The sequence below is a fragment of the Paractinoplanes polyasparticus genome (assembly GCF_019710575.1).
GTDB lineage: Bacteria > Actinomycetota > Actinomycetes > Mycobacteriales > Micromonosporaceae > Actinoplanes > Actinoplanes polyasparticus.
In genome coordinates this window covers 88,298-108,154 of record NZ_JAHWFK010000046.1, presented here as the reverse complement: position 1 = coordinate 108,154, position 19,857 = coordinate 88,298, and the positions used below count along the sequence as shown (strand labels likewise).

The 19,857-nt window shown below is 70.2% G+C and carries 25 protein-coding genes and 1 riboswitch; of the genes, 11 read left to right on the top strand and 14 right to left on the bottom strand.

The window, feature by feature from the left end; all coding sequences use genetic code 11:
* Positions 1 to 7: 7 nt before the first annotated feature.
* Positions 8 to 487: a MarR family winged helix-turn-helix transcriptional regulator gene (locus KXC43_RS38720; RefSeq protein ID WP_255645569.1), complete on the top strand. Its 480-nt coding sequence runs from the start codon at positions 8 to 10 to the stop codon at positions 485 to 487.
* On the opposite strand, the gene KXC43_RS38715 is transcribed toward KXC43_RS38720, so the two are convergent.
* A complete protein-coding gene (locus tag KXC43_RS38715) occupies positions 475 to 1,593 on the bottom strand; it encodes an ROK family protein (protein ID WP_221381244.1) in 1,119 nt (372 codons plus the stop codon). The two genes, KXC43_RS38720 and KXC43_RS38715, sit on opposite strands and share 13 nt — an antisense overlap.
* Before the next feature lie 89 nt (positions 1,594 to 1,682).
* On the opposite strand from KXC43_RS38715, the gene xylA reads away from it, so the two are divergent.
* Genes xylA through KXC43_RS38700 form a run of 3 tightly spaced genes read left to right on the top strand, consistent with a single transcriptional unit; the run spans position 1,683 to position 5,826 of the window.
* Positions 1,683 to 2,870 carry a xylose isomerase gene (gene xylA, locus KXC43_RS38710; protein WP_221381200.1) on the top strand — a complete coding sequence of 396 codons (1,188 nt, stop codon included), beginning with the start codon at positions 1,683 to 1,685 and terminating at the stop codon, positions 2,868 to 2,870.
* A 21-nt stretch (positions 2,871 to 2,891) separates the two neighbouring features.
* The gene (xylB, locus tag KXC43_RS38705; protein WP_221381199.1) at positions 2,892 to 4,289 is read left to right on the top strand and encodes a xylulokinase; all 1,398 of its coding nucleotides are present in this window, start codon (positions 2,892 to 2,894) and stop codon (positions 4,287 to 4,289) included.
* A 55-nt stretch (positions 4,290 to 4,344) separates the two neighbouring features.
* Complete coding sequence (locus KXC43_RS38700; RefSeq protein WP_221381198.1) at positions 4,345 to 5,826, top strand: MFS transporter; 1,482 nt, start codon at positions 4,345 to 4,347, stop codon at positions 5,824 to 5,826.
* On the opposite strand, the gene KXC43_RS38695 is transcribed toward KXC43_RS38700, so the two are convergent.
* The 7 genes from KXC43_RS38695 to KXC43_RS38665 form a co-directional block, all read right to left on the bottom strand.
* A complete protein-coding gene (locus tag KXC43_RS38695) occupies positions 5,734 to 7,338 on the bottom strand; it encodes a glycoside hydrolase family 13 protein (protein ID WP_221381197.1) in 1,605 nt (534 codons plus the stop codon). The two genes, KXC43_RS38700 and KXC43_RS38695, sit on opposite strands and share 93 nt — an antisense overlap.
* 10 nt (positions 7,339 to 7,348) lie before the next feature.
* On the bottom strand, positions 7,349 to 8,065 hold the full coding sequence (locus KXC43_RS38690) for an HD domain-containing protein (RefSeq protein WP_221381196.1): 717 nt from the start codon (positions 8,063 to 8,065) through the stop codon (positions 7,349 to 7,351).
* A gap of 20 nt (positions 8,066 to 8,085) precedes the next feature.
* Positions 8,086 to 8,961, bottom strand: a complete 876-nt coding sequence (locus KXC43_RS38685) for an MHYT domain-containing protein (RefSeq protein ID WP_221381195.1) — start codon at positions 8,959 to 8,961, stop codon at positions 8,086 to 8,088.
* A gap of 177 nt (positions 8,962 to 9,138) precedes the next feature.
* On the bottom strand, positions 9,139 to 9,282 hold the full coding sequence (locus tag KXC43_RS38680) for a GPGG-motif small membrane protein (protein ID WP_164842551.1): 144 nt from the start codon (positions 9,280 to 9,282) through the stop codon (positions 9,139 to 9,141).
* A gap of 39 nt (positions 9,283 to 9,321) precedes the next feature.
* Positions 9,322 to 10,068 (bottom strand): metallophosphoesterase family protein, encoded by a 747-nt coding sequence (locus KXC43_RS38675; protein WP_221381194.1) that lies wholly within the window; start codon positions 10,066 to 10,068, stop codon positions 9,322 to 9,324.
* Complete coding sequence (locus KXC43_RS38670) at positions 10,065 to 10,313, bottom strand: hypothetical protein (RefSeq protein ID WP_221381193.1); 249 nt, start codon at positions 10,311 to 10,313, stop codon at positions 10,065 to 10,067. Before KXC43_RS38670 ends, KXC43_RS38675 begins: the two co-directional genes overlap by 4 nt.
* A 9-nt stretch (positions 10,314 to 10,322) precedes the next feature.
* Positions 10,323 to 10,907, bottom strand: coding sequence for a nucleotidyltransferase (locus KXC43_RS38665; RefSeq protein WP_221381192.1), 585 nt, complete (start codon positions 10,905 to 10,907; stop codon positions 10,323 to 10,325).
* 425 nt (positions 10,908 to 11,332) lie between these two features.
* Between KXC43_RS38665 and KXC43_RS38660 the strand changes: the two genes are divergently transcribed.
* Positions 11,333 to 12,040 (top strand): dTMP kinase, encoded by a 708-nt coding sequence (locus KXC43_RS38660; RefSeq protein ID WP_221381191.1) that lies wholly within the window; start codon positions 11,333 to 11,335, stop codon positions 12,038 to 12,040.
* A gap of 58 nt (positions 12,041 to 12,098) precedes the next feature.
* On the opposite strand, the gene KXC43_RS38655 is transcribed toward KXC43_RS38660, so the two are convergent.
* Entirely contained in the window at positions 12,099 to 12,788 is a 690-nt protein-coding gene (locus KXC43_RS38655) for an SDR family NAD(P)-dependent oxidoreductase (protein WP_255645568.1), read from the bottom strand.
* A gap of 571 nt (positions 12,789 to 13,359) precedes the next feature.
* On the opposite strand from KXC43_RS38655, the gene KXC43_RS38650 reads away from it, so the two are divergent.
* Complete coding sequence (locus KXC43_RS38650) at positions 13,360 to 14,364, top strand: sigma-70 family RNA polymerase sigma factor (protein ID WP_221381189.1); 1,005 nt, start codon at positions 13,360 to 13,362, stop codon at positions 14,362 to 14,364.
* An 89-nt stretch (positions 14,365 to 14,453) separates the two neighbouring features.
* Here the strand turns inward: KXC43_RS38650 and KXC43_RS38645 are convergent, their stop codons facing one another.
* From KXC43_RS38645 to KXC43_RS38635, 3 genes are all read right to left on the bottom strand, one after another.
* Positions 14,454 to 15,419 carry a C40 family peptidase gene (locus tag KXC43_RS38645; protein ID WP_221381188.1) on the bottom strand — a complete coding sequence of 322 codons (966 nt, stop codon included), beginning with the start codon at positions 15,417 to 15,419 and terminating at the stop codon, positions 14,454 to 14,456.
* A gap of 12 nt (positions 15,420 to 15,431) precedes the next feature.
* Positions 15,432 to 15,577, bottom strand: a riboswitch (cyclic di-AMP (ydaO/yuaA leader).
* Between the two features lie 168 nt (positions 15,578 to 15,745).
* Entirely contained in the window at positions 15,746 to 16,066 is a 321-nt protein-coding gene (locus KXC43_RS38640; protein WP_221381187.1) for a DUF3817 domain-containing protein, read from the bottom strand.
* Between the two features lie 12 nt (positions 16,067 to 16,078).
* A complete protein-coding gene (locus tag KXC43_RS38635) occupies positions 16,079 to 16,486 on the bottom strand; it encodes a hypothetical protein (RefSeq protein ID WP_221381186.1) in 408 nt (135 codons plus the stop codon).
* Positions 16,487 to 16,596: 110 nt separating this feature from the next.
* On the opposite strand from KXC43_RS38635, the gene KXC43_RS38630 reads away from it, so the two are divergent.
* Both KXC43_RS38630 and KXC43_RS38625 read left to right on the top strand, forming a co-directional pair.
* On the top strand, positions 16,597 to 16,839 hold the full coding sequence (locus tag KXC43_RS38630; RefSeq protein WP_221381185.1) for a DUF6158 family protein: 243 nt from the start codon (positions 16,597 to 16,599) through the stop codon (positions 16,837 to 16,839).
* 11 nt (positions 16,840 to 16,850) lie between these two features.
* On the top strand, positions 16,851 to 17,372 hold the full coding sequence (locus tag KXC43_RS38625) for a DUF1360 domain-containing protein (protein WP_221381243.1): 522 nt from the start codon (positions 16,851 to 16,853) through the stop codon (positions 17,370 to 17,372).
* A gap of 95 nt (positions 17,373 to 17,467) precedes the next feature.
* Here the strand turns inward: KXC43_RS38625 and KXC43_RS38620 are convergent, their stop codons facing one another.
* Positions 17,468 to 17,623: a hypothetical protein gene (locus KXC43_RS38620; RefSeq protein WP_221381184.1), complete on the bottom strand. Its 156-nt coding sequence runs from the start codon at positions 17,621 to 17,623 to the stop codon at positions 17,468 to 17,470.
* A gap of 17 nt (positions 17,624 to 17,640) precedes the next feature.
* The gene (locus KXC43_RS38615; protein WP_438870941.1) at positions 17,641 to 17,841 is read right to left on the bottom strand and encodes a hypothetical protein; all 201 of its coding nucleotides are present in this window, start codon (positions 17,839 to 17,841) and stop codon (positions 17,641 to 17,643) included.
* A 479-nt stretch (positions 17,842 to 18,320) separates the two neighbouring features.
* Here KXC43_RS38615 and KXC43_RS38610 point away from each other — a divergent pair, with 479 nt between their 5' ends.
* From KXC43_RS38610 to KXC43_RS38600, 3 genes are all read left to right on the top strand, one after another.
* Positions 18,321 to 18,524, top strand: coding sequence for a hypothetical protein (locus KXC43_RS38610; protein ID WP_221381183.1), 204 nt, complete (start codon positions 18,321 to 18,323; stop codon positions 18,522 to 18,524).
* Positions 18,525 to 18,623: 99 nt separating this feature from the next.
* Positions 18,624 to 19,352, top strand: coding sequence for an ANTAR domain-containing protein (locus KXC43_RS38605; protein ID WP_308129453.1), 729 nt, complete (start codon positions 18,624 to 18,626; stop codon positions 19,350 to 19,352).
* Between the two features lie 138 nt (positions 19,353 to 19,490).
* Positions 19,491 to 19,805: an antibiotic biosynthesis monooxygenase family protein gene (locus tag KXC43_RS38600; RefSeq protein WP_221381181.1), complete on the top strand. Its 315-nt coding sequence runs from the start codon at positions 19,491 to 19,493 to the stop codon at positions 19,803 to 19,805.
* The last annotated feature ends 52 nt before the right edge of the window (positions 19,806 to 19,857 follow it).

Here is a 19,857-nt window from a genome sequence, read left to right as displayed (position 1 = left end):
CTGCACCATGGCCGTTCACCATGGGCCGGATGGGCCGGACCCGATGCAGACCGCGGCGATCGACGACGCCGCGAAATCCTTGCTGCTCGCCTGGGATGCGGCTCGCGAGCAGGTGACGCCGCGCATCTCCTCGGTCCAATTGAACGCGTTGCTGGCCGTCGAGCGGGCCGAAGGCATAAATCTGGGTGGCCTCGCCGCCGAACTGGGCATGCTGCTCTCCTCGGCCAGCCGCCTGTGCGACCGCCTGGTCGCCTCGGGCATGGTCGAGCGGGTGCCCGGCCGGGCCGACCGGCGCGAGATCGCTCTCTACCTCACCCCCGCCTCCCGCACGCTGCTGGGCGAGCTGCGCCGCATCCGGCGTCGCGCGCTCACGGGCGTGCTCGAGAAGATGTCGTCCGGCGGCCGGGCGGCCCTGCTGCGCGGGCTGAGCGAGTTCTCGGCCGCGGCCGGCGAGAACGGCGGGTCCGCCTCGGCTCAGACAGCCTGAGCAGGTCGTGAGCGGGCCAGCCAGCTCGCCGGGTCGTCGCGCACGCTGCCGATGACCACGTCGGCCGCCCCGCGCATGGCCGCGTCCGGGCCCAGCGTGGCCGCCCGCAGCGCCACCGGGGCCAGGCCGGCCGTGAGCACCCGGCGGCGCAGCTCGGCGTCGATGCCGTCGCGCAGCCGGTCGAACTCGGGCGCGTAGCCGCCGCCCAGCACGATCACGCCGAGGTCGAGCAGGTTGACCACGGCCGACAGGGCGATGCCGAGGGCAGCGGCGGCCAGGTCGGGATCGGCCGCGACTGCCTCCTGGCCCGCGTACTGCTCCAGGCAGCCGTTGGCGCCGCAGCGGCAGGGCCGGCCGTCGGGATAGACGGTCACGTGCCCGATCTCGCCGCTCCAGCCGCGCCCGCCGCGGTAGAGCTCGCCGTCGAGCACGATGCCGGCGCCGATGCCGATCTCACCCGAGACGTACAGGAAGGTGGGGGTGCCGCCGTCGGTCCGCAGCTCGCCCAGCGCCGCCAGGTTGGCCTCGTTGTCGACGGTCAGCGGCAGGCCGAGGTTCAGCAGGGCCGGCACGTCGACGTCCTGCCAGCCCAGGTTGGGCGCCACGCGCACGAGGCCGTCCGCCGCGACCAGGCCCGGCACCGCCAGTGCGGCGCCCGCGAGTTCGATGCCGTCGGCGTCGGCCGCCGCGCGGGCCCGCGCGGCCAGCCCGCCCAGCGCGGCCAGGGCTTCCGCGGGCGGCAGTAGGCGCTGGTCGGCCCGGGTGACGAAGCGATGGCGGACGACGCCGGTCAGGTCGACCACGCACGCGGCCAGGTAGTCGACGTTGATCTCGAGTCCGAGCCCGCCCGGTCCGTCGGGAGTGAGCGCCAGGCCGGCGGCGGGGCGGCCGGCGCCCGTACGCGGCGTCGGATCGAGCTCGGTCAGCAGGCGCCCGGCTATGAGGTCGTCGACCAGGGCCGACACCGTGGCCCGGGTGAGCCCGGTCGAGGCCGAGATGGCCGCCCGGGATGGGCGATCTGCGCTGTTCGCCACTGTCTGCAACACGAGCGCGAGATTGTGGGCTCGCACGCTCGATTGCCGGACGGGGCTGCGGGAAGCATTCATCAAGCGGCCGCTCACGGCCTTGACAATGCCACACGGCCGCCAAATAATTCAACCAATAAACAAATCCGAGCTGTTACGTGGAGGTAACCGTGCCGGTCCAACCCACTCGTGAAGACAAGTTCTCCTTCGGCCTGTGGACCATCGGGTGGCAGGCCGTCGACGCGTTCGGCTCGGCCACCCGCCCGCCGCTCGACCCGATCGAAGCGGTGCACAAGCTGGCCGAGCTCGGCGCCTACGGCCTGACATTCCACGACGACGACCTGGTGCCCTTCGGGTCCGACGCCTCGACCCGCGACGGCATCCTCGCCGGCTTCAAGAAGGCCCTGGAGGAGACCGGCATCGTGGTGCCGATGGTCACCACCAACACCTTCAGCCACCCGGTGTTCAAGGACGGCGCCTTCACCAGCAACGACCGCTCGGTGCGCCGTTACGCGCTGCGCAAGGTGCTGCGCCAGGTCGACCTCGCCGCCGAGCTGGGCGCCGAGACCTTCGTGCTCTGGGGTGGCCGCGAGGGCGCCGAGTACGACGCGGCCAAGGACATCAACGCCGCGCTCGACCGCTACCGCGAGGGCCTCAACCTGGTCGCCCAGTACTCCGAGGACAAGGGCTACGGCCTGCGCTTCGCGATCGAGCCCAAGCCGAACGAGCCCCGCGGCGACATCCTGCTGCCGACCCTGGGCCACGCCATCGCGTTCACCTACGAGCTCGAGCGGCCCGAGCTGTTCGGCATCAACCCCGAGGTCGGACACGAGCAGATGTCCAACCTCAACTTCACCCAGGGCATCGCCCAGGCGCTGTGGCAGAAGAAGCTCTTCCACATCGACCTCAACGGCCAGCACAGCGTCAAGTTCGACCAGGACCTGGTCTTCGGCCACGGCGACCTGCTCAACGCGTTCTCGCTGGTCGACCTGCTCGAGAACGGCCCGATCGGCGGCGGCCCCAAGTACGACGGCCCCCGCCACTTCGACTACAAGCCCTCCCGCACCGAGAACATCGACGGCGTCTGGGAGTCGGCCAAGGCCAACATGCGCATGTACCTGCTGCTCAAGGAGCGCGCGCAGGCGTTCCGGGCCGACCCGGTGGTGCAGGAGGCCCTGCGCGCGAGCAAGGTGCTCGAGCTCGAGACCCCGACCCTCAACCCGGGCGAGACCTACCAGGACCTGCTCAACGACAAGAGCGCCTGGGAGAACTTCGACGTCGACGCGGCCGGTGCTCAGGGCTACGGTTTCGTGAAGCTGCACCAGCTCATGATCGACCACGTTCTGCGCGCCAACTAAGCGTCGAGCCAAAGGGAAGAAATGACTCTCGTAGCCGGGATCGACAGCTCCACCCAGTCCTGCAAGGTGGTCATCCGCGACGCGGAGACCGGCCGATTGGTCCGGCAGGGCCGCGCCGCGCATCCGGACGGCACCGAGGTGCATCCGGACGCCTGGTGGGCCGCGCTGCAACAGGCGATCGACGAGGCCGGCGGCCTCGACGACGTGGCCGCCGCGTCGGTGGCGGGTCAGCAGCACGGCATGGTGGTGCTCGACGAGAACGGCGAAGTGGTCCGCCCGGCGCTGCTGTGGAACGACACCCGCAGCGCCGGCGCGGCCGCCGACCTCATTAAGGAGCTCGGCGGCGGCGACAAGTGGGCCGACGCGGTCGGCATCGTGCCGGTCGCCAGCTTCACCCTCACCAAGCTGCGCTGGCTGGCGCGCAACGAGCCGGGCAATGCGGCCCGAGTAGCCGCGGTCTGCCTGCCGCACGACTGGCTGACCTGGAAGCTCTCCGGGTCGACCGACATCGGCACGATCAAGACCGACCGCAGCGACGCCAGCGGCACGCTCTACTGGTCGGCCAAGACCAACGAGTACCGTCCCGACCTGCTCGAGCTGGGCTTCGGCCGCCTGATCAGAACACCCGAGGTGCTCGGCCCCACCGGCATCGCCGGTCGCCTGCCCAACGGCGCCCCGCTCGGCCCCGGCGCGGGCGACAACGCGGCGGCCGCGTTCGGCACCGGCGCCGGCACGGGCGACGTGATCGTCTCGATCGGCACCTCGGGCACCGTCTTCGTCTCGTCCGACGTCTCGCCCAACGACCCGACCGGCACGGTGGCCGGGTTCGCCGACACCACCGGCCGGTTCCTGCCCATCGTGGTGACGCTCAACGCGGCCCGGGTGCTCGATGCGGCCGGCAAGCTGCTCGGCGTCGACCACGAGGAGCTGTCCCGGCTGGCCCTCAGCGCGCCGGCCGGCGCCGACGGGCTCGTCCTCATCCCGTACCTGGAAGGCGAGCGCACCCCGAACCGCCCGGACGCCACCGGCGCCATCCACGGCCTGACGCTCAAGACCTCCGACCCGGCCCACCTGGCCCGGGCCGCCGTCGAGGGCATGCTGTGCGCCCTGGCCGACGGGCTCGACGCGCTGGTCGCCAACGGCGCCACCGCCAACCGCATCGTGCTGGTCGGCGGCGGGGCCCGCAGCGAGGCCGTCCGCCGGATCGCGCCCGAGCTGTTCGGCCTGCCGGTGCTGGTGCCGCCGCCCGGCGAGTACGTTGCCGACGGCGCCGGCCGCCAGGCCGCGTGGGTCGCGCTGGGCAGCGACGAGCCGCCCGTGTGGTCGGCCGCGGCCCCCGAGACGTACGAGGCCACCAGTTTCCCCGTCATTCGGGAGCAATACGCAGCTGCTCGGAACGCAGTCGTCGACCGGTTTTAGTTTTTCTGTTTTCCGCCGCGGGGCAGGCTCAGCTCGGCCCCGCTAACCTTCACGGGTGACCAGGGGAGGCTCCGCCCACCGCGCGTACAGCGTCGTGGTGTTCGTGGTCCTCGCCTCGCTCGACAACGTCGCGATCGGCCTGGTGCCGCCGCTGTACGGCAGCATCGGCACCGCGTTCGGGGTCGGCTCGGGCCACATCGCGCTCGCCACCACGATCATGTTCCTGATCAGCGCGGTGGCGGCGATCGGGTTCGCGTACGCCGGGGACCGCACCGACCGCAAGCCGGTGCTCATCCTGGGCACGCTGATCTGGATCGCCGGCACCGCCTGGTCCGGCTTCTCGGAGAGCTATCCCAGCTTTCTGATCAGCCAGATCGTCGCCGCGTTCGGCCTGGGCGCCGTCGCCTCGGTGAGCTTCGCCGTGGTCAGCGACCTCATCTCGCCCCGGCGCCGCGGCCTGGTGATGAGCTTCTGGGGGCTGTCCCAGGGCGTCGGCACGCTGGCCGGCACCCTGATCGGCGGCCTGCTCGGCCACGCCGACTGGCGCCGGCCGTTCCTGATCACCGCGGTCGTCGGCGTGGTGGCCACGGTGGCCTACCTGTTCACCTACAACGTGCCTCGCGGCGACAGCCAGCCCGAACTGGCCGGGGTCGAGTACGACGAGCGCATCCACCACGACCACCTGCCGCTGATCCTGCGCCGGCGCACCAACATCTGGCTGATCCTGCAGGGCAGCACCGCCCAGATCGCCCTGGGCTCGCTGGTCTGGCTGCCGGTGCTGTTCCAGGTCCGCGCCGAGGACCAGGGCTATTCCGCGGGCACCGCGATCGTGATCGGCAGCGTCTTCGCCACGCTGTTCCAGGCCGGCGGCGCCCTGTCCATCCTGGGCGGCCTGGTCGGCGACCGCCTGCAACGCCGCACCCCTCGCGGCCGGTCGCTGGTCGCGGCGGTCGGCGTTCTCGCCGCCGTGCCGTTCTACACGGTGCTGTTCTTCGTGCCGATGCGCATCGACGTGCCCGACGGCGCCGGCACGGGCGGAATCATCCGGGCCGTGCTGGCCGACGTCTTCACCGAGCCCACCGTCGGGCTCTGCCTGGCCGTCGCGGTGTTCGCGCTCATGCTGACGTCGGCCAACTCGCCCAACTGGTTCGCCCTGATCGCCGACGTCAACCCGCCCGAGCACCGCGGCACCGTCTACAGCCTGGGCAACCTGGTCAACGGGTTCGGCCGGGCCGGCGGCAACATCATGGTCGCGGCGGCCTTCCGCGGGCTGGCCGGCGCCTTCCCGCCGCCGCTCAACTACGCGGTCGGCCTGGCCGCGTTCCAGCTCTTCTGGGTGCCCACCGGGGTCATGTTCTGGCTGGCCAGCAGGACGGTCGCGCGCGACATGGCCGACACGCACGCCGCCCTGCTGGCCCGGGCGGCTCAGCTCGAGGGGGCTCAGCTAGAGGGCGGCCCAGACCGTGACGTCGGTGGGGATCCGCCCGTCGCCGTCGAGGGGCTCGCTGCTCACCAGGAGCCGGGCGCCGGACGGTAGCTCCACCGCCTCGGAACCGAAGTTCGTCAGCACGAGCACGTCGCCGTTGCGGAAGGCGAACGCGCCCTCCTGCCACACCACCGAACCGCGCCCCAGGCCGTGCTCGCGCCGCAGGCTCAGCGCGGTCCGATAGAGCTCCCAGGTCGAGCCGGGCACGCCCTGCTGGCGGTCGAGGGCGTACTCGGCCCAGGTGGCCGGCTGCGGCAGCCAGGAGGCGTCGGTGGGGCCGAAGCCGTACGAGGGGGCATCCGCCTCCCACGGCAGGGGCACCCGGCAGCCGTCCCGCCCGCGTTCCGCGTGTCCCGAGCGCTCCCAGGCCGGGTCCTCGCGGAACTCGTCCGGCATCGTGGTGTGCTCGGGCAGCCCCAGCTCCTCACCCTGGTAGAGGTAGGCCGAGCCGGGCAGGCCGAGCATCAGCAGCGTGGCGGCCCGGGCCCGGCGCAGGCCGAGCGCGGCGTCGGGCTGCGGGTCCTCGGCCCCGATGCCGGGCATGCGCGGCGTGCCGACCGGGAACCCCAGCCGCGAGGCGTGCCGCACCACGTCGTGGTTCGACAGCACCCAGGTGGTGGTCGCGCCCACCGCGTCGTTGGCCTCGAGCGTCTCGTCGATCACGGCTCGCAGCTCCGCCGGCCGCCACGGCGCGTCCAGGTAGGGAAAGTTGAACGCCTGGTGCATCTCGTCGGGACGCACGTAGCGGGCCAGCCGGCTGGCCGGGGCCACCCACGCCTCGGCGACCAGGATCCGCCCGCCCGGATACTCGTCGAGCACCCGGCGCCACGACTGGTAGATCTCGTGGACGCCCTCCTGGTCCCACATGGGCGGCGGCGGGCCGGCCGGGTCGAGACCGCCCAGAATCGTGCTGGTGGTCGTCCAGTCGGTCAGGTTCGCCTCTTTGACCAGGCCGTGCGCGACGTCGACGCGGAAGCCGTCGACCCCGCGGTCGAGCCAGAAGCGCAGGACGTCGAGGAACTCGGCCCGTACCTCCGGGTTGTCCCAGTTGAGGTCGGGCTGGCTCACGTCGAAAAGGTGCAGGTACCAGTCACCGTCCGGCAGCCGTTCCCACGCGCTGCCCCCGAAGACGCTCTTCCACGAGTTCGGCGGCTCCTCCCCCGAGGAGCGGAAAATGTAGCGCTCCCGCTCGGGGCTGCCCGGCCCGGCGGCCAGCGCGGCCTGGAACCACGCGTGCTCGCTCGAGGTGTGGTTGGGCACCAGGTCGACGATGACCTTGATGCCCCGGCCGTGCGCCTCGGCGATCAGCTTGTCGGCGTCGCCCAGCTCGCCGAAGCGCGGGTCGACACCGCGGTAGTCGGCGACGTCGTAGCCGGCGTCGTGCTGCGGTGAGGGATAGAAAGGGGAGAGCCACACGGCGTCGATGCCGAGCTCCTGAAGGTGCTGCAGGCGCCCGGTGATGCCGGGCAGGTCGCCCATCCCGTCGCCGTCGCTGTCGGCGAACGAGCGGGGATAGACCTGGTAGATGACGGCGTCGCGCCACCAAGCGTCGGTGTCGAGCATGGCCTCCAGGCTATCCGTCGAGGATGCAGGCGAAACGTTCCTCGGCGAGGTCGAGCTGGTCGAGGATGTGGTCCTTGGCGGCGATCGACAACGGCGTGTCCGGCCGCCCGACCAGCTCGCGCAGCTTGGGCACGAGCGGGCGGTATTTGCGGGCGGCCGAGACCGCCTTCTCCGGGGTGGTGTGGATCACGCCCACGCCGTTGTCGGTGAAGTCCGAGACCTTGATCACCCGGGCCCACGGGTCGCGGTCGAGGCTGGCCGCCACGTGCGCCCGGTACTGCTCGTGGCGGTCGCGTTCGGGGTCGTACTCGGGGTTGGTGACCGACCGGACCAGCTCGGCCACCCGCGGGCCGAAGCGGGACGCCAGTTCGGCGATCGCCAGCTCGGTCAGCTCGGTGTACGAGCCCTGGGCGGTGCCGGCGAGCTCGTCCGGATGGTCCTCCACCGCGTCGTGCAGCAGCGCCGCGGTGAGCACGTCCACATCGCGTACGCCGTAGTACTTGATGATCCGGATGGCCACCCGCAACAGGTGGTTGAGGTACGGCTCGCGCACCCGGCGGTCGGCCGCGTGCAGCCGCGCGGCCAGGTCGAGCGCCACGATCAACTGCTTGCGTTCGGTCTCGGGGAAGGTCTCGAGCTCGAGCAGGAGCCGCTCACGCAGACCCGCCTCGCCGTACACCTCGGTGATCGCGTGCAACGGCATCGACAGCAGCATCCGGGGCGCCATGCCGAGAACGTACCGGAGCGTCAGCCGTTGGTGGGCGAGCGGATCGGAACCGGGCGGGGCGAGGGCCGCCGGACGGCCGTCGCGATCGTCGCCTGCTTGAGCGACCACGGGTTGCCGGCCACGGCGTGCGCGCCTCGCCGCGGGGTGCCGGCGCCGTTCGTGAACTCCTCTTCGGTCATCGCCTGGAGCGCGCTCAGCGCCACCCCGATGATGGTGGCCGCGGTGATCAGCGTGATGGGCAGGATCAGGGTGAGCGGGCGGAAGCCAACGACCCGGTCGAGCGATCCCGGATCGAGTTGCACCGACAGGGCGGCCATCCCGGTGTAGTGCATGCCGCACACCGCGATCGCCATGATGGCCGCGGCGCCGCCGATCGGCGCCCAGCCGCGCACCGAGACGGTGAACCAGAGGGCGATCGTCGACGCCACCACCGCGATGATCACCGAGGCGGCCACCAGCGCCACGTCGTACCGGATCTCGCCGGCCACGTGCATGCCGACCATCCCGGTGTAGTGCATGGCGAGCACCCCGCCGCCGGTGAGCCCGCCGGCCACCAGCGTCCGGGGCAGGCTGCGCCGGCCGTGCCCGACCATCACCAGCCCGAAGCCGACCGCGACGACCGCGAACACGAGGCTGGCCAGGGTCATCGGGACGTCGAAGCGGACCGGGCTGGCCGGCACCTCGAAGCCGAGCATGGCAGCGAAGTGCATGAGCCAGATCGCGCCGCCGCCGATCGCGAAGGCGGCGATCAGCAGCCAGCGGTTGCGCCGCCCCCGGGTGCGGGCGTCGCGGGCCCGGGCCGTGCTGAGCAGGCCGAAGAAGGACCCCAGGAAGGCGAGCAGGAAGGCGGCGATCGGATTGAACGCGCCGTACGTGAAGTGATGGACTTCGGCCACCGGCACACCTCGCGGAGAAAAAGATCGAAGACTTTCCGCGAGTGATTCAGTCATTCCTGCTCAACGGTCCATCGCACCGCGAGTGCGGCAAGGCGGACAAACGGAACCGGGCCACCCGTTGGGGGTGGCCCGGTTCTCGGTCGTGGGGGATGGAGTCGTGGAGAGCCTCGCTACCGATCAGGTGAAGATGCTGACGCCGCCGGGGCCGACGAGCAGGCCGACGACGATCAGCACGATGCCCCAGAGCAGCTGCCGCCGGAAGAGCGCGAGAATACCGGCGACCACCAGGATTACGGCGATGATCCAAAGAATTAGGTCCATGAACATCCGATACCCGGACGCCGAAAAACCAAAACCTGCCTATCGAGCGCCGATCAATGTGGTATCGACCTCGTCGGACAGCAGCTGGTAGACGTTGTACGCCTGCTTGATCACCGGGTGGGCGACGTTGCGTACGGGCACACCGCCCGGGGTGCGTCCGCGCTCCGATCCGTGGTGCGCGTGCCCGTGCAGCGCCAGCGCCGCGTGTGCCGCGTCGATCGAGCGTCCGAGCTGATAACAGCCGAGGAAGGCATAGATCTCGAGCGGCTCACCGACCAGCGTCTCAGGCACGGGGGAGTAGTGCGTGAGCGCGACCAGGGCGTCGCACTCCACCGACTTCAGCGCGCGTTCCAGGTCGTCGGCGTAGCGCTCGGCGGTGCCGACGAAGTCCTTCATCTCGCGTTCGCCGAAGTTGCTGGCGCAGGCCCCGGCGAACCCGCCGCCGAAGCCCTTGGTGCCGGCGATCCCGAGCCGGTGCCCCCGGATCTCGAGCACGGTCGCCGAGCCCTCGAGCACGGTGATCCCGGCGTCCTCGATGGCCCGGGTGAGCTCGTCCTGCTGGTCGCTCTGGTGGTCGTGGTTGCCGAGCACCACCACGACCGGCACGCCCAGCCCGCCGAACTCCTCGGCGAAGCACTTCGCCTCGTCGACGGTGCCGTGCCGGGTCAGGTCACCGGCGATCAGCAGGGCGTCGGCCCGGTCGGGCAACTCTTCCAGGGCGGGCCGGTAGCGGCCCACCACGTCCTTGTCCACGTGGACGTCGCCCACAGCGGCGATCCGGATCATGAAATCTCCTCCACCTCGCTGGGCGCCTGCGCCCGGGTGATCCCGATGTCACACGTGATCTCGAGCTCCGGGAAGTGCGTGGTGATCTGCTTGCAGATCTCGTCGCGGCGCTGACTGCTCTCGACCTCGCCGCCCAGCACGATCAGGTGATCCCGGCGCTGCACGGTGATGCCCTGCTCGGCTATCCGGTCGTGCTCGGTGAGCAGGCGCTGGATCTCGGCCTCGAGATCGGTGTCGTTCGTCATCTGATCCCCCTACTTGGTGGCCAGCGCTTCCTCGTCGTCCGCGAGCGGGACCACGTCGAGCCGGTCCAGCAGAATGAGGAAGGCTTCGGCGTACGGTGATTTGCTGGTCTCGCGCCGCACCCGGGCCCAGTCGATCTGTTCGCGGAGCGAGCGGGCCACCGGCAGACCGGTCGCGAAGTCGCAGTAGTGCTGGCTGTAGCTGAGCAGCTTGTGCACCATCAACTGGGTTGCCGAGAGCACCGGCATGAAGATCGCCTCGACCGAGATCTGCTCGGTGTCGGCCAGCGTCTCCATCGTCACCGGCGTCTCCACCGGCCGATAGATGAGATCGACCATCCGGTCCTCGTCGTAGACCTTGACGAGCCAGTCCTCGGGCGGCTGCTCGGTGCGGAAGCCGACCGCTGCCAGCTCGGCCAGAGCCTTGTCGCGGTCCTCCTCCCGCAGCAGGAAGTCCACGTCGTGGTCGCTGGAGTGCCCGCCGTGCGCGTAAACCGCGAAGCTTCCGCCGAGTGCGAACGGTATGCCGGCCGACTTCAGAGTCGAGGCGACCTTCTTGAGCGTGGTGGCCAGGCCCTCGTCCACGCGGTGCGGCATGACGTCCCCCTGTTCGACGGGTGCGGTTCGGTGTGTCGGATACGACTACCCGGCCCGCTCGACGTTGAATCGCCGCCGGGGCAAACCACTGCAAACAACGGGTATTGGGCTACTGCTTGGTCTTTCGGTGCGCGCGTCTATTGCCAACCCCATTTTGATACGCGGCGAGCGCCGCCGCCGGAAAACGCCGGGCCGGCCGATGGACCCCGCGGCCCGCCCCTCAAGAAACCCGAGGACCACCCGGGAACGCAGCCCCCGCTCCTTCCCCGCCCCGCGCTCCGGCCGCTGAGAAACCTGCCCCGTGCTCCCGCCGCTGATAGACCTGCGACGCGCTCTGCGGCTGAGAACCCGTGCCGTGTTCTGCGCTGAGAACCGCGACGTTCGGCCGAGCCCTTCGGTGCGCCAGGCGGTTACCGTTGGTCGGTATGACCCTTCGCACCGTCGCCCTCGTGGGCATGGACGGCTCCGGCAAGACGACGCAGGCCCACCGCCTGGCCGACGAGCTGGAGGCTGCGGGTCTGCGCGTCGCCTACCGCCGTAACGCCGGCGGCCGCCACTGGTTCGGCAAACTGGCCGTCCGGCTCGGCAAGCGCGACGCCGAGGATCTGCTCGGCCGCCGCGGCACGCTGTTCGTCGAGTCCGTTCTGCGCTGGCTGGCGATCCTGCGCACTCTGCTGCGCCGCCGCTTCACCGGCGGCACCGTGGTGATGGACCGCTACGCCGTCTGTCAGTACGCGAGCCTGCGGGCCCGGCACGCCGCCCCGGCCGCCGAGCGGCGCGCCCGCTGGGCCTACCACTTCTTCCCGAAGCCCGACCTCACGTTCCTGCTCGACGTCGACCCCAAGGTGGCCCACGAGCGGATCGAGGCCCGCGGCTACGACAGCGAAACGATGGACTACCTGGAATCGGCGCGGGCCGCCTACCTGTCCCTGCCCGAGTTGGCCGACTTCGTGGTCATCGACGCCAACGGCACGCCCGACGAGGTCTCGGCCGCCCTGCACGCCGAACTCCGCCGCCGCGCCGACCTGCCCGAGCCGGTTCGCAGCCGGCTGGGCCGCAGCATGCTGCTGGCCGGCAGCCCCCTCATGGCCGCCCTGGTCACGGCCGGCTACCAGCTCTCAGAAACGCTCTGAGACAGGCGCTGCCCGCCGCACCGGCTCGCGGTTGATCGACTCCGTCTGCGGGCGGGCCTCAGGCCTGCCCGTAGACCGGGATCTGGGCCCCGCTGGTGGGTGCGGAAGCGTCCGAGGCGAGGAACAGGATCGCCGGGGCGATCTGCTCGGGACGCACCCAGCGGTTGAAGTCGGCGTCGGGCATGGCCGCGCGGTTGGTGGCAGTGTCGATCACGCTTGGCACGACCGTGTTGCAGCGCACGTTCCGCTTGCGGTAATCCACCGCCACCGAGTTGGCGAAGGCGATCACGGCCGCCTTGGCGGTGGAGTAGCCGACGGACCCGGGAAAGGGCGACAGCGCGGTGCGGGACGAGACGCAGACGACGCTGCCGCCGCCCGCCTCGACCAGGTGCGGCAGGGCCGCGGCGGTGACCAGGTAGGTCGGCCGCAGATTGGTCAGCAGCTGCGCCTCGAAGTCGCTCCACGGCGTCTCGCCCACCAGGGGCCCGCTCGCGAAGCCGCCGATCAGGTTGATCACCGCGCGCAACGGCGCCGCCGGATCGCCCGCCGCGACCGCCACCGCCGCCGTGACATCGGTCTCACGCGACATGTCCCCGTCGACCGGCACCGCGCCCTTGGGTAACCGATCGGCTCCTCCCGGCCGCACCGGCGCGACCACGCGCCAGCCGTCAGCGACGAAAGCAGCCACCGTGGCGGCGCCGAGGCCGCCCGTTCCACCCGTGATCAGAGCCGTGCGCCCAGCAGACATGGTGTTCATGGTGCCTCGCGCCACCCGCCGGTCACTGTGGTATTCGTCACCTCACCAACCGGATGGCCCACCGGCTCCGAACCGTTGTGGAAGGGGACGTCATCCGCTGGGATGTCACCCGGACGGGCGAGTGAACTGCACGGCCGCGTGCCGCATTGTGGCAGGTGGTCCCGTTCGGTGAAGTGCGGGATCTTTTTGGTGGTGCTTTTGTTTCAGCCCTGTCCCGCAGCTGCCGATCCAGCACGGTGAACCTGGCGCGCCCCGGGAACGTACTGGGTGGTGACGGACGTCCCAAGGTCTTTGGTGATGGGCGTCGCTGTGAGGGACGAGGGGCCGATGGTGTCATGAAGCGAGCGACGGGTATGAGTCTGTCTGCGCGACGCACCTGTCGCGGGGCCGAATGCCGTAACGCAGGAGCCCTGTTCAGCAACTACGCACTCGGCTCTCAGCTGTCACCCAGGCATTCGTGACACTTTCGACCCACCAGCCGGAATCAGTGCAGCCAACCATTTGTTGTGTAGATGCCAAGTAACCGCGATGTGCGAACTGCGGACGTTACGGGGAGGAACTGATGAACACAGGTGTCACCCGTAACGGGGTAAGTAGTGATGGCAATGAGGGGACCGTGGGCAACGTGGAGAAGAACACCGTGATGCGGACCGACCAGGTCGCCGAGGAGCGTGACCTTGTCGGCGTCTACCTGCACGAGATCTCCCGGACTCCGCTGCTGGACGCCGCCCGGGAGGTTGAGCTCTCCAAGTCGATCGAGGCCGGCCTCTACGCCGAGCACCTGCTCGAGACGGGCGAGGTCCGGCGCGGTGTGAGCCGGGAGGAGCTGGAGCGCCTCGTCACCGAGGGGCGCAAGGCGAAAGATCTGTTCATCCGGGCCAACCTGCGACTGGTCGTGTCGATCGCCCGGCGCTACGTGCGCTCCGGCATGCCGATGCTCGACCTGATCCAGGAGGGCAACACCGGCCTGGTCCGCGCGGTCGAGAAGTTCGACTACGAGCGCGGCTACAAGTTCTCGACCTACGCCACGTGGTGGGTGCGCCAGGCGATCAGCCGGGCCATCGCCCAGCAGGAGCGCACCGTGCGCCTCCCGGTCCACCTGGTCGAAGACGTCAACCGCATGCGCAACGTCACCCGCCAGCTCGTCCGCGAGCTCGGCAGTGACCCCGAGCCCGAGCAGATCGCGACCGCTCTCGGCGTGACCGTCGAGCGCGTCAACGAGCTCACCCGCTGGGCCCAGGACACGGTTTCCCTCGACACCCCGGTCGGCGACGACGGCGACACCAACCTCGGCGACCTGGTCGCCGACAGCGACGCCCCCTCGCCGGAAGAGATCGTGCTGACCGCCCTCGAGCGCCAGCGCATCGAGGGTCTGCTCAACCACCTCGACGACCGGTCGGCCGGCATCATGCGGGCCCGCTACGGCCTCGAGGACGGCCGCGAGCACTCGCTCACCGAGGTGGCTTCCCGCTTCTCGCTGAGCCGTGAGCGCATCCGTCAGCTCGAGATCCAGGCGCTCGGCCGGCTGCGCGAGCTGGCCCGGGCCGAGGGCCTGCAGGCCGCCTGACGTTTCCGCTTTCCTTCCCCCCGTTACTCACAAGACGCGAAAGGCCGGTACCCCGAGGGGTACCGGCCTTCTCCGGTTCTCGAGCCGGTCTAGTTGACCCGGCCGTAGCCGTACGGCGTCATGATGTTCATGCCGCGCTTCTTCACCACCGTGCCCGAGTGCGGCGCGTCGATGATCTGACCACCGCCCACATAGAGGGCGACATGGCCGAGACTTCGATAGAACACGAGGTCACCCGGTTGCAGGTCGTCCTTGCTGATATGGGTGACCTCGTTCCACTGGGCCTTGGTCTGGTGCGACAACGACTTACCGGCCGCCCGCCACGCCGCCGAGGTCAGCCCCGAGCAGTCGTAGCTGCCCGGACCGTCCGCGCCGAACAGGTACGGCTTGCCGAGCTGGTTGTACGCGAACGTGACGGCGACACCCGCCTTGCCGGAGATCTCCGGGATCGGGCCGGTGTACTTGCTGCCCTTCTCCTGCCCCTGGCCGAAGGCCGCCTCGCGCATCGCGAACAGCTTCTTGAGGTCTTTCTGGATCGACCCCTTCTGCGCGTTCAGCGCGTTCACCTGGGCCGTCTGCTTGACTTGGGTCGCCTTGAGGGCGGCCTGCTTGTCGGCGAAGCCCTTGGTGGCCGCGGTGAAGGTGTCGATGTCGCGCTGGTTGGACTTCGTGATCAAGTCCAGGTACGCCATGCGGTCCATCATGCTGTCCTGGCCGCCGCCGGTGAGCAGCGCGCTCATCGGCCCGACACGACCCTGCTTGTAGGACGTGGTGGCCAGATTGCCGACCTGGGCGCTGGCAGCCTTCAGCTTCGCCTGAGCGGGCTTGAGGGACGCCTGGAGCTTGACCTGATCAGCCTGGGTCTTCTTCAGGTTGATCCGCATCTGGTTGTACTTCTCGGTGATGTCCTCAAGCTTGTTGGACGCCGTCTCGATCTGTTTCTTCAGCTCGCTGGCGGACGGGGCCGCGTGTGCGGCTGTCCCCAGCGAACCGGTGATCGCGACAGCGAGCGCCGCGACGACGAGGACCCGAAGCCTCGTGCGGGGGTGGGGCACCGGTCAGTGGCCTTTCTTCCGCTCGGCCGCCTACCGGGTCAACTGACGGGCTCGGGTGGGAAGAACACCCTTCCGCTCGCGCGGATTCGCCTCGATAACACGGTTTCCCGGTTCTGTCGGACGCTCGTGGCGCCACGAAGATTCGGCGGCGTTGGCCGGCGCCACGGGAGGGGGAGTGGCTGCGGACCGAACCAACCGCATTAACTTATCGGCGGGATCATCAAAAGCAAGGGCCCACAGAGTGATTTAAGACAATGGCCCGATACGCGTTAATGATCCCGATAACAGGAAGTGATTCGACGACCGCAATGCGTGCGGCCGGACTGTCAAACGGGACTTTTCGTCAACTCGGCGGCGGGCACCCATTCCCGGGTCACCTTACGCTCGGCCCAGAAAGACAGGAACGGGATCGTGCCGCTCAACATCACCAGGATCATGCGGCCGAACGGCCAGTGGGCCCGGCGCGACAGATCGAACGTGGCGACCAGATAGACCATGAACAGGAAACCGTGCGCGGGCCCGACGGCCGCGACCACGACCGGGTTGTCCGCGAGATATTTCAACGGCATGCCGACCACGACGAGCGCGAGCAGGCAGACGCCGACGATCCACGCGATGATCCGGTAGCGGGTCAGGGCACCCTGCACTTTGCTTCTGTCCTATCCGGGATAGTCGCCCGGGCGGGCGCCGGGGTGGGCGTTGAGCCAGGCGAGATAGTCGTTGTAGGCGACCAGTTCGGGGTCGTCGGCATCCGGGGTGGAGCGGACTGCCACGCGTACCGGCCGGCCGACCGTAACAGCCTTGCCTGGGAGCTGTTCCTCGGCCTTTTCCGGCGGAGCGGGCTCTGCCGGGTGGCCGCCTTTCCTGCGGGCGAGTTGAACTTCGCGGAACCAGAGGAACACGACGAAGGCCGCGAAGACCGGCCACTCGAACATGTAGCCCCAGCTGATCGCGTTGCCCTCCTGGGCGCGGCTGAACTGCCACCAGCCCAGGATCAGGCAGCCCGCGGTCAGCACCACCGCCAGGACATGCCGGACGATCCACGCCGGCGTCCACAGGCCCTTCATGCCCAGAAGCGTACCGGCGCGTGTTTGGCCGCGGCTCGCACGGGCAACCGTCCTGGCGTTCGCCACACCCCTCGGTGGCTGTCCTGGCCCGTAACAACCGGAGGTGCACGATGACAGAAGCTCACGGTGACTCACCGTTGATGGAAACCGGGGTCGACCCCGCCTCACTGAGCGAGGACGACCTGTTCCGCGAACTCGGCAGCCTGTACCGGGCCCGGCTCGCGACGCTCCGCCACGGCCCCGACGCCGCGCTGTCGAACCACTTCAAGCGGACAGCCGACCTCGAGACGGAGTACATCACCCGCTATCCCAGCCGTGAGGTCGACACCGACCGGCTCACCCAGGCTTTCTAGGGAGAATTTTGATCGAGTCGCTGGGCGCGCGGCTGACGCGCGTCGGACAGTCGTACGCGCCCCACGAGCATCGCCCGCTGGGCGGCTACATGGCGGCGATGGGCGGTTTCACCGCTCTGGCCGCCGCTCTGGCCGCCGCGGCCAAGGTGACCGGAAAGCCGGCCCCCGCCCGCCCGGCCACTGCCGATGTGGTGCTGGTGTCACTGGCGACCCACAAGCTGAGCCGCCTGATCGCCAAGGACTCGGTGACCAGCCCGCTGCGGGCCCCGTTCATGCGTTACGCCGAGCCGGCGGGCGCAGCCGAGCTCAACGAAGAAGTGCGCGACCATGACAGTTCGCTGAAGCACGGGATCGGCGAGCTGATCAGCTGCCCGTTCTGCCTGGCCGTCTGGGTCTCCACGGCCCTGACCGGCGGCCTGGTGCTGGCCCCGCGCCTGACCCGCCTGGTCGCGGTCGCCCTGACGGCCACCGCCGTCTCCGACTTCCTCCAGCTGGGCTACGACGCCGCCAAGAAGGCCGCCGAAGGCGACTGAGGTACGTGGCGAGGCCCGCCCTGCTTGCTGCGGAGCGGTCTGAGGTACGTGGCGAGGCCCGCCCCGCTTGCTGCGGGGCGGGCCTGTCGCTGTTGTCAGGGCGGGCCGTCGCGGTCGAGCCCGGACCAGCCCTGGGGCGTCTCGGGCTCGGCGTCGTCGTCGCGGTCAGCCGTGACGTCGTCGTCGACGGCGGTGGCGTCGTGCTCGCCGGCGAAGTCCTCCTGCTCGTCCGGGTCACCGATCGGTTCCATGAGCCAGGTCCTTTCCGTCAGACTTCGAGCGCCCGCACTGCCTCGGCCGCTTCATCCTGGGCGTACTCGCCTTCCGGCAGCGCGTCGATCCGGGTGAGCGTCGTGGCGCTCAGCTCGGAGGCGATGGCCCGCCGCTGCAGATCGGCACTGCTGAGCCGCTCCTGCCCGTCGAACGCGTCGTCGAGAAAGGCATCCAGCTCACGCATTTCATCGGTCACGGATCTCGGGCTACCCGGCCCGATCCGCCCCAAACTATGTGGCGCCCGTCACATGTCCTGCCGGAATCGTGGGTGCCACCCGACCGTTGTGAACAGATGTCAGCGTGCCCAGTGTCCCCGGGCCTCACCCTTTGCCTTCACGGAATACCGTTCGGCTGGAGCCGTGTTGTGCCACTCGCCGCGAGGCGACCTGCACGCTGACATCCGCGCCGCCTCCGGCCCTGCCGGGGGCGGCGCTCTTTTTCTCCCCCAGCGCTTTCTCCCGGCCACCCGGCGCTTTCTCCGGGCCCCGGCCACCCGGCGGTTTCCCCCAGGCCAGCCTCCCAGCGCTTTCCCCTGGGCCCAGCCTCCCGGCGCCTTACTCCGAGCTGAACGTCCCGGCGCCTTACTCTGGGGCCGGCCTCCGACGCTTTCGCCGGCCCGCCCACCCGGCGCGGCCGCGGGGTTTCCTGAGCCGGAGTGTGGGTAGTCGATCTCTCATGAGTGACGACCGGATCGGGCATCGGGCGGCGGATCTACTCCCCGAGGAGCTGGTGGCCGGCAGCGAGGATCCGCGCGGCCAGGCCGAGGCGATCCTTGCGGATTCGGACGAACGTGAGGCCGACCCCGACGCCGCACCGGACTCGTTCCTGGAGCGGCGGCGTTCCGACCAGACCGTCGATCCCGACGAAACCACCCGGTAGAGGCACAAGACTTACGTGACCGTCGATGGTCGTGGCAGGATGCGCGGCGTGCCTGTCCCATATCGTCGGGTTTCCTCCCCGGACCGTGGCCCTGCCCGAGTGGTGACCCGGCCCCGGCGCACCCGCTCCGCGGCCCGGACGGCGGAACCTCTCAGCCCGCACCCCGTCGAACTGGCCGGTCTGCTGCACGAACTCACGGCCCGCCTTCTTTCGGCCGACTCCTTCACCCAGGCTCTGGAACGCCTGGCGGTCTTCGCCGCGGGCGGTGTCCCCGGAGCCGTACGCTGCTCGATCGTCCTGATCGGCGAGGGCGGCCCGCTGACCCACACCGGCTACGGCCTGCCCGGCGCCGCGGTCGATGAGATCCAGTACGCCGCCGGCACCACCGGCCCCGGCCTGGAGTCCGCCCGCACCCGATCCATGGTCACCGCGCCCGACCTGGCCACCGACGCCCGCTGGCCCGAGCTGGCCGAGGCCGCCGCCACCGAGGGCATCCACGCGGTGGTCGCGATCCCGCTCGACCTTCCCCGAGCCGAGGTCGGCGCCCTGACCCTGTATTTCGACACCCCGAACGCCCCCGGCGCCGACCACCTGCTGACCGCGATGGCCCTGGCCAACCAGTCCGAGCTGCTGCTGGACGAGCTACGCCGCCGAGACGCCCGGAGCGCCGGCGCCGCCGTCGACCGGGCCATCGGCGTGATCATCGCCCAGCGCGGCTGCGGCGTGCAGGAGGCGTACGACATCCTCCGCGACACCGCCCAGCGCCTGGGCCTCGACCGCCACGCCGTGGCCGACCGCCTGATCGCTGTGGCTGCCCGCAACGCCTGACCAGCGAGTGCCGCGTGCCTGCGAAAGTCGCGTGCCTGCGAGTGACGCGCGCGGCCGCGTGGGTCCGGCCGGGTGGCTCCATGCACAGGGTTATCCACAGGCCCGGGAGGGGCCTTGGTCGGGCAGTAGCGTTGGCGCATGGCTGTTGTGAAGATCAACGCGATTGACGTTCCCGAGGGCGCGGGCCCCGAGCTCGAGGCCCGTTTCGCCGCACGCAAGGGCGCGGTCGAGAACGCGCCCGGCTTCCTGGCGTTCGAGCTGCTGCGCCCGGTCGGCGGCGAGACGCGCTACTTCGTCTACACGCGCTGGGAATCCGAAGAGGCGTTCCAGGCCTGGTCCAGCGGCAGCGGCCGGGCCGCCCACGCCGGCGAACGCGCCCGTCCCGCCGCCACGGGCGCCAGCCTGCTCGAGTTCGAGGTGATCCAGCACGTCGAGAAGCCGGCCGACGCCTGAGTGAGCGCCGGACGGGAACGGCCCGCCTGACGTTGATCAGGCGGGCCGTGGG

Coding starts and splice junctions, on each gene's coding strand:
- KXC43_RS38690 (WP_221381196.1), bottom strand. CDS start 8,065: ATGGCGCCCCGGATGCTGCTGTCGATGCCGTTGCACGCGATCACCGAG.
- KXC43_RS38650 (WP_221381189.1), top strand. CDS start 13,360: ATGAACACAGGTGTCACCCGTAACGGGGTAAGTAGTGATGGCAATGAG.
- KXC43_RS38675 (WP_221381194.1), bottom strand. CDS start 10,068: ATGATCCGGATCGCCGCTGTGGGCGACGTCCACGTGGACAAGGACGTG.
- KXC43_RS38670 (WP_221381193.1), bottom strand. CDS start 10,313: ATGACGAACGACACCGATCTCGAGGCCGAGATCCAGCGCCTGCTCACC.
- KXC43_RS38655 (WP_255645568.1), bottom strand. CDS start 12,788: ATGTCTGCTGGGCGCACGGCTCTGATCACGGGTGGAACGGGCGGCCTC.
- KXC43_RS38600 (WP_221381181.1), top strand. CDS start 19,491: ATGGCTGTTGTGAAGATCAACGCGATTGACGTTCCCGAGGGCGCGGGC.
- KXC43_RS38610 (WP_221381183.1), top strand. CDS start 18,321: ATGAGTGACGACCGGATCGGGCATCGGGCGGCGGATCTACTCCCCGAG.
- KXC43_RS38620 (WP_221381184.1), bottom strand. CDS start 17,623: ATGGAACCGATCGGTGACCCGGACGAGCAGGAGGACTTCGCCGGCGAG.
- KXC43_RS38630 (WP_221381185.1), top strand. CDS start 16,597: ATGACAGAAGCTCACGGTGACTCACCGTTGATGGAAACCGGGGTCGAC.
- KXC43_RS38720 (WP_255645569.1), top strand. CDS start 8: ATGGCCGTTCACCATGGGCCGGATGGGCCGGACCCGATGCAGACCGCG.
- KXC43_RS38695 (WP_221381197.1), bottom strand. CDS start 7,338: ATGCTCGACACCGACGCTTGGTGGCGCGACGCCGTCATCTACCAGGTC.
- KXC43_RS38680 (WP_164842551.1), bottom strand. CDS start 9,282: ATGGACCTAATTCTTTGGATCATCGCCGTAATCCTGGTGGTCGCCGGT.
- xylB (WP_221381199.1), top strand. CDS start 2,892: ATGACTCTCGTAGCCGGGATCGACAGCTCCACCCAGTCCTGCAAGGTG.
- KXC43_RS38635 (WP_221381186.1), bottom strand. CDS start 16,486: ATGAAGGGCCTGTGGACGCCGGCGTGGATCGTCCGGCATGTCCTGGCG.
- KXC43_RS38665 (WP_221381192.1), bottom strand. CDS start 10,907: ATGCCGCACCGCGTGGACGAGGGCCTGGCCACCACGCTCAAGAAGGTC.
- KXC43_RS38660 (WP_221381191.1), top strand. CDS start 11,333: ATGACCCTTCGCACCGTCGCCCTCGTGGGCATGGACGGCTCCGGCAAG.
- KXC43_RS38715 (WP_221381244.1), bottom strand. CDS start 1,593: ATGAATGCTTCCCGCAGCCCCGTCCGGCAATCGAGCGTGCGAGCCCAC.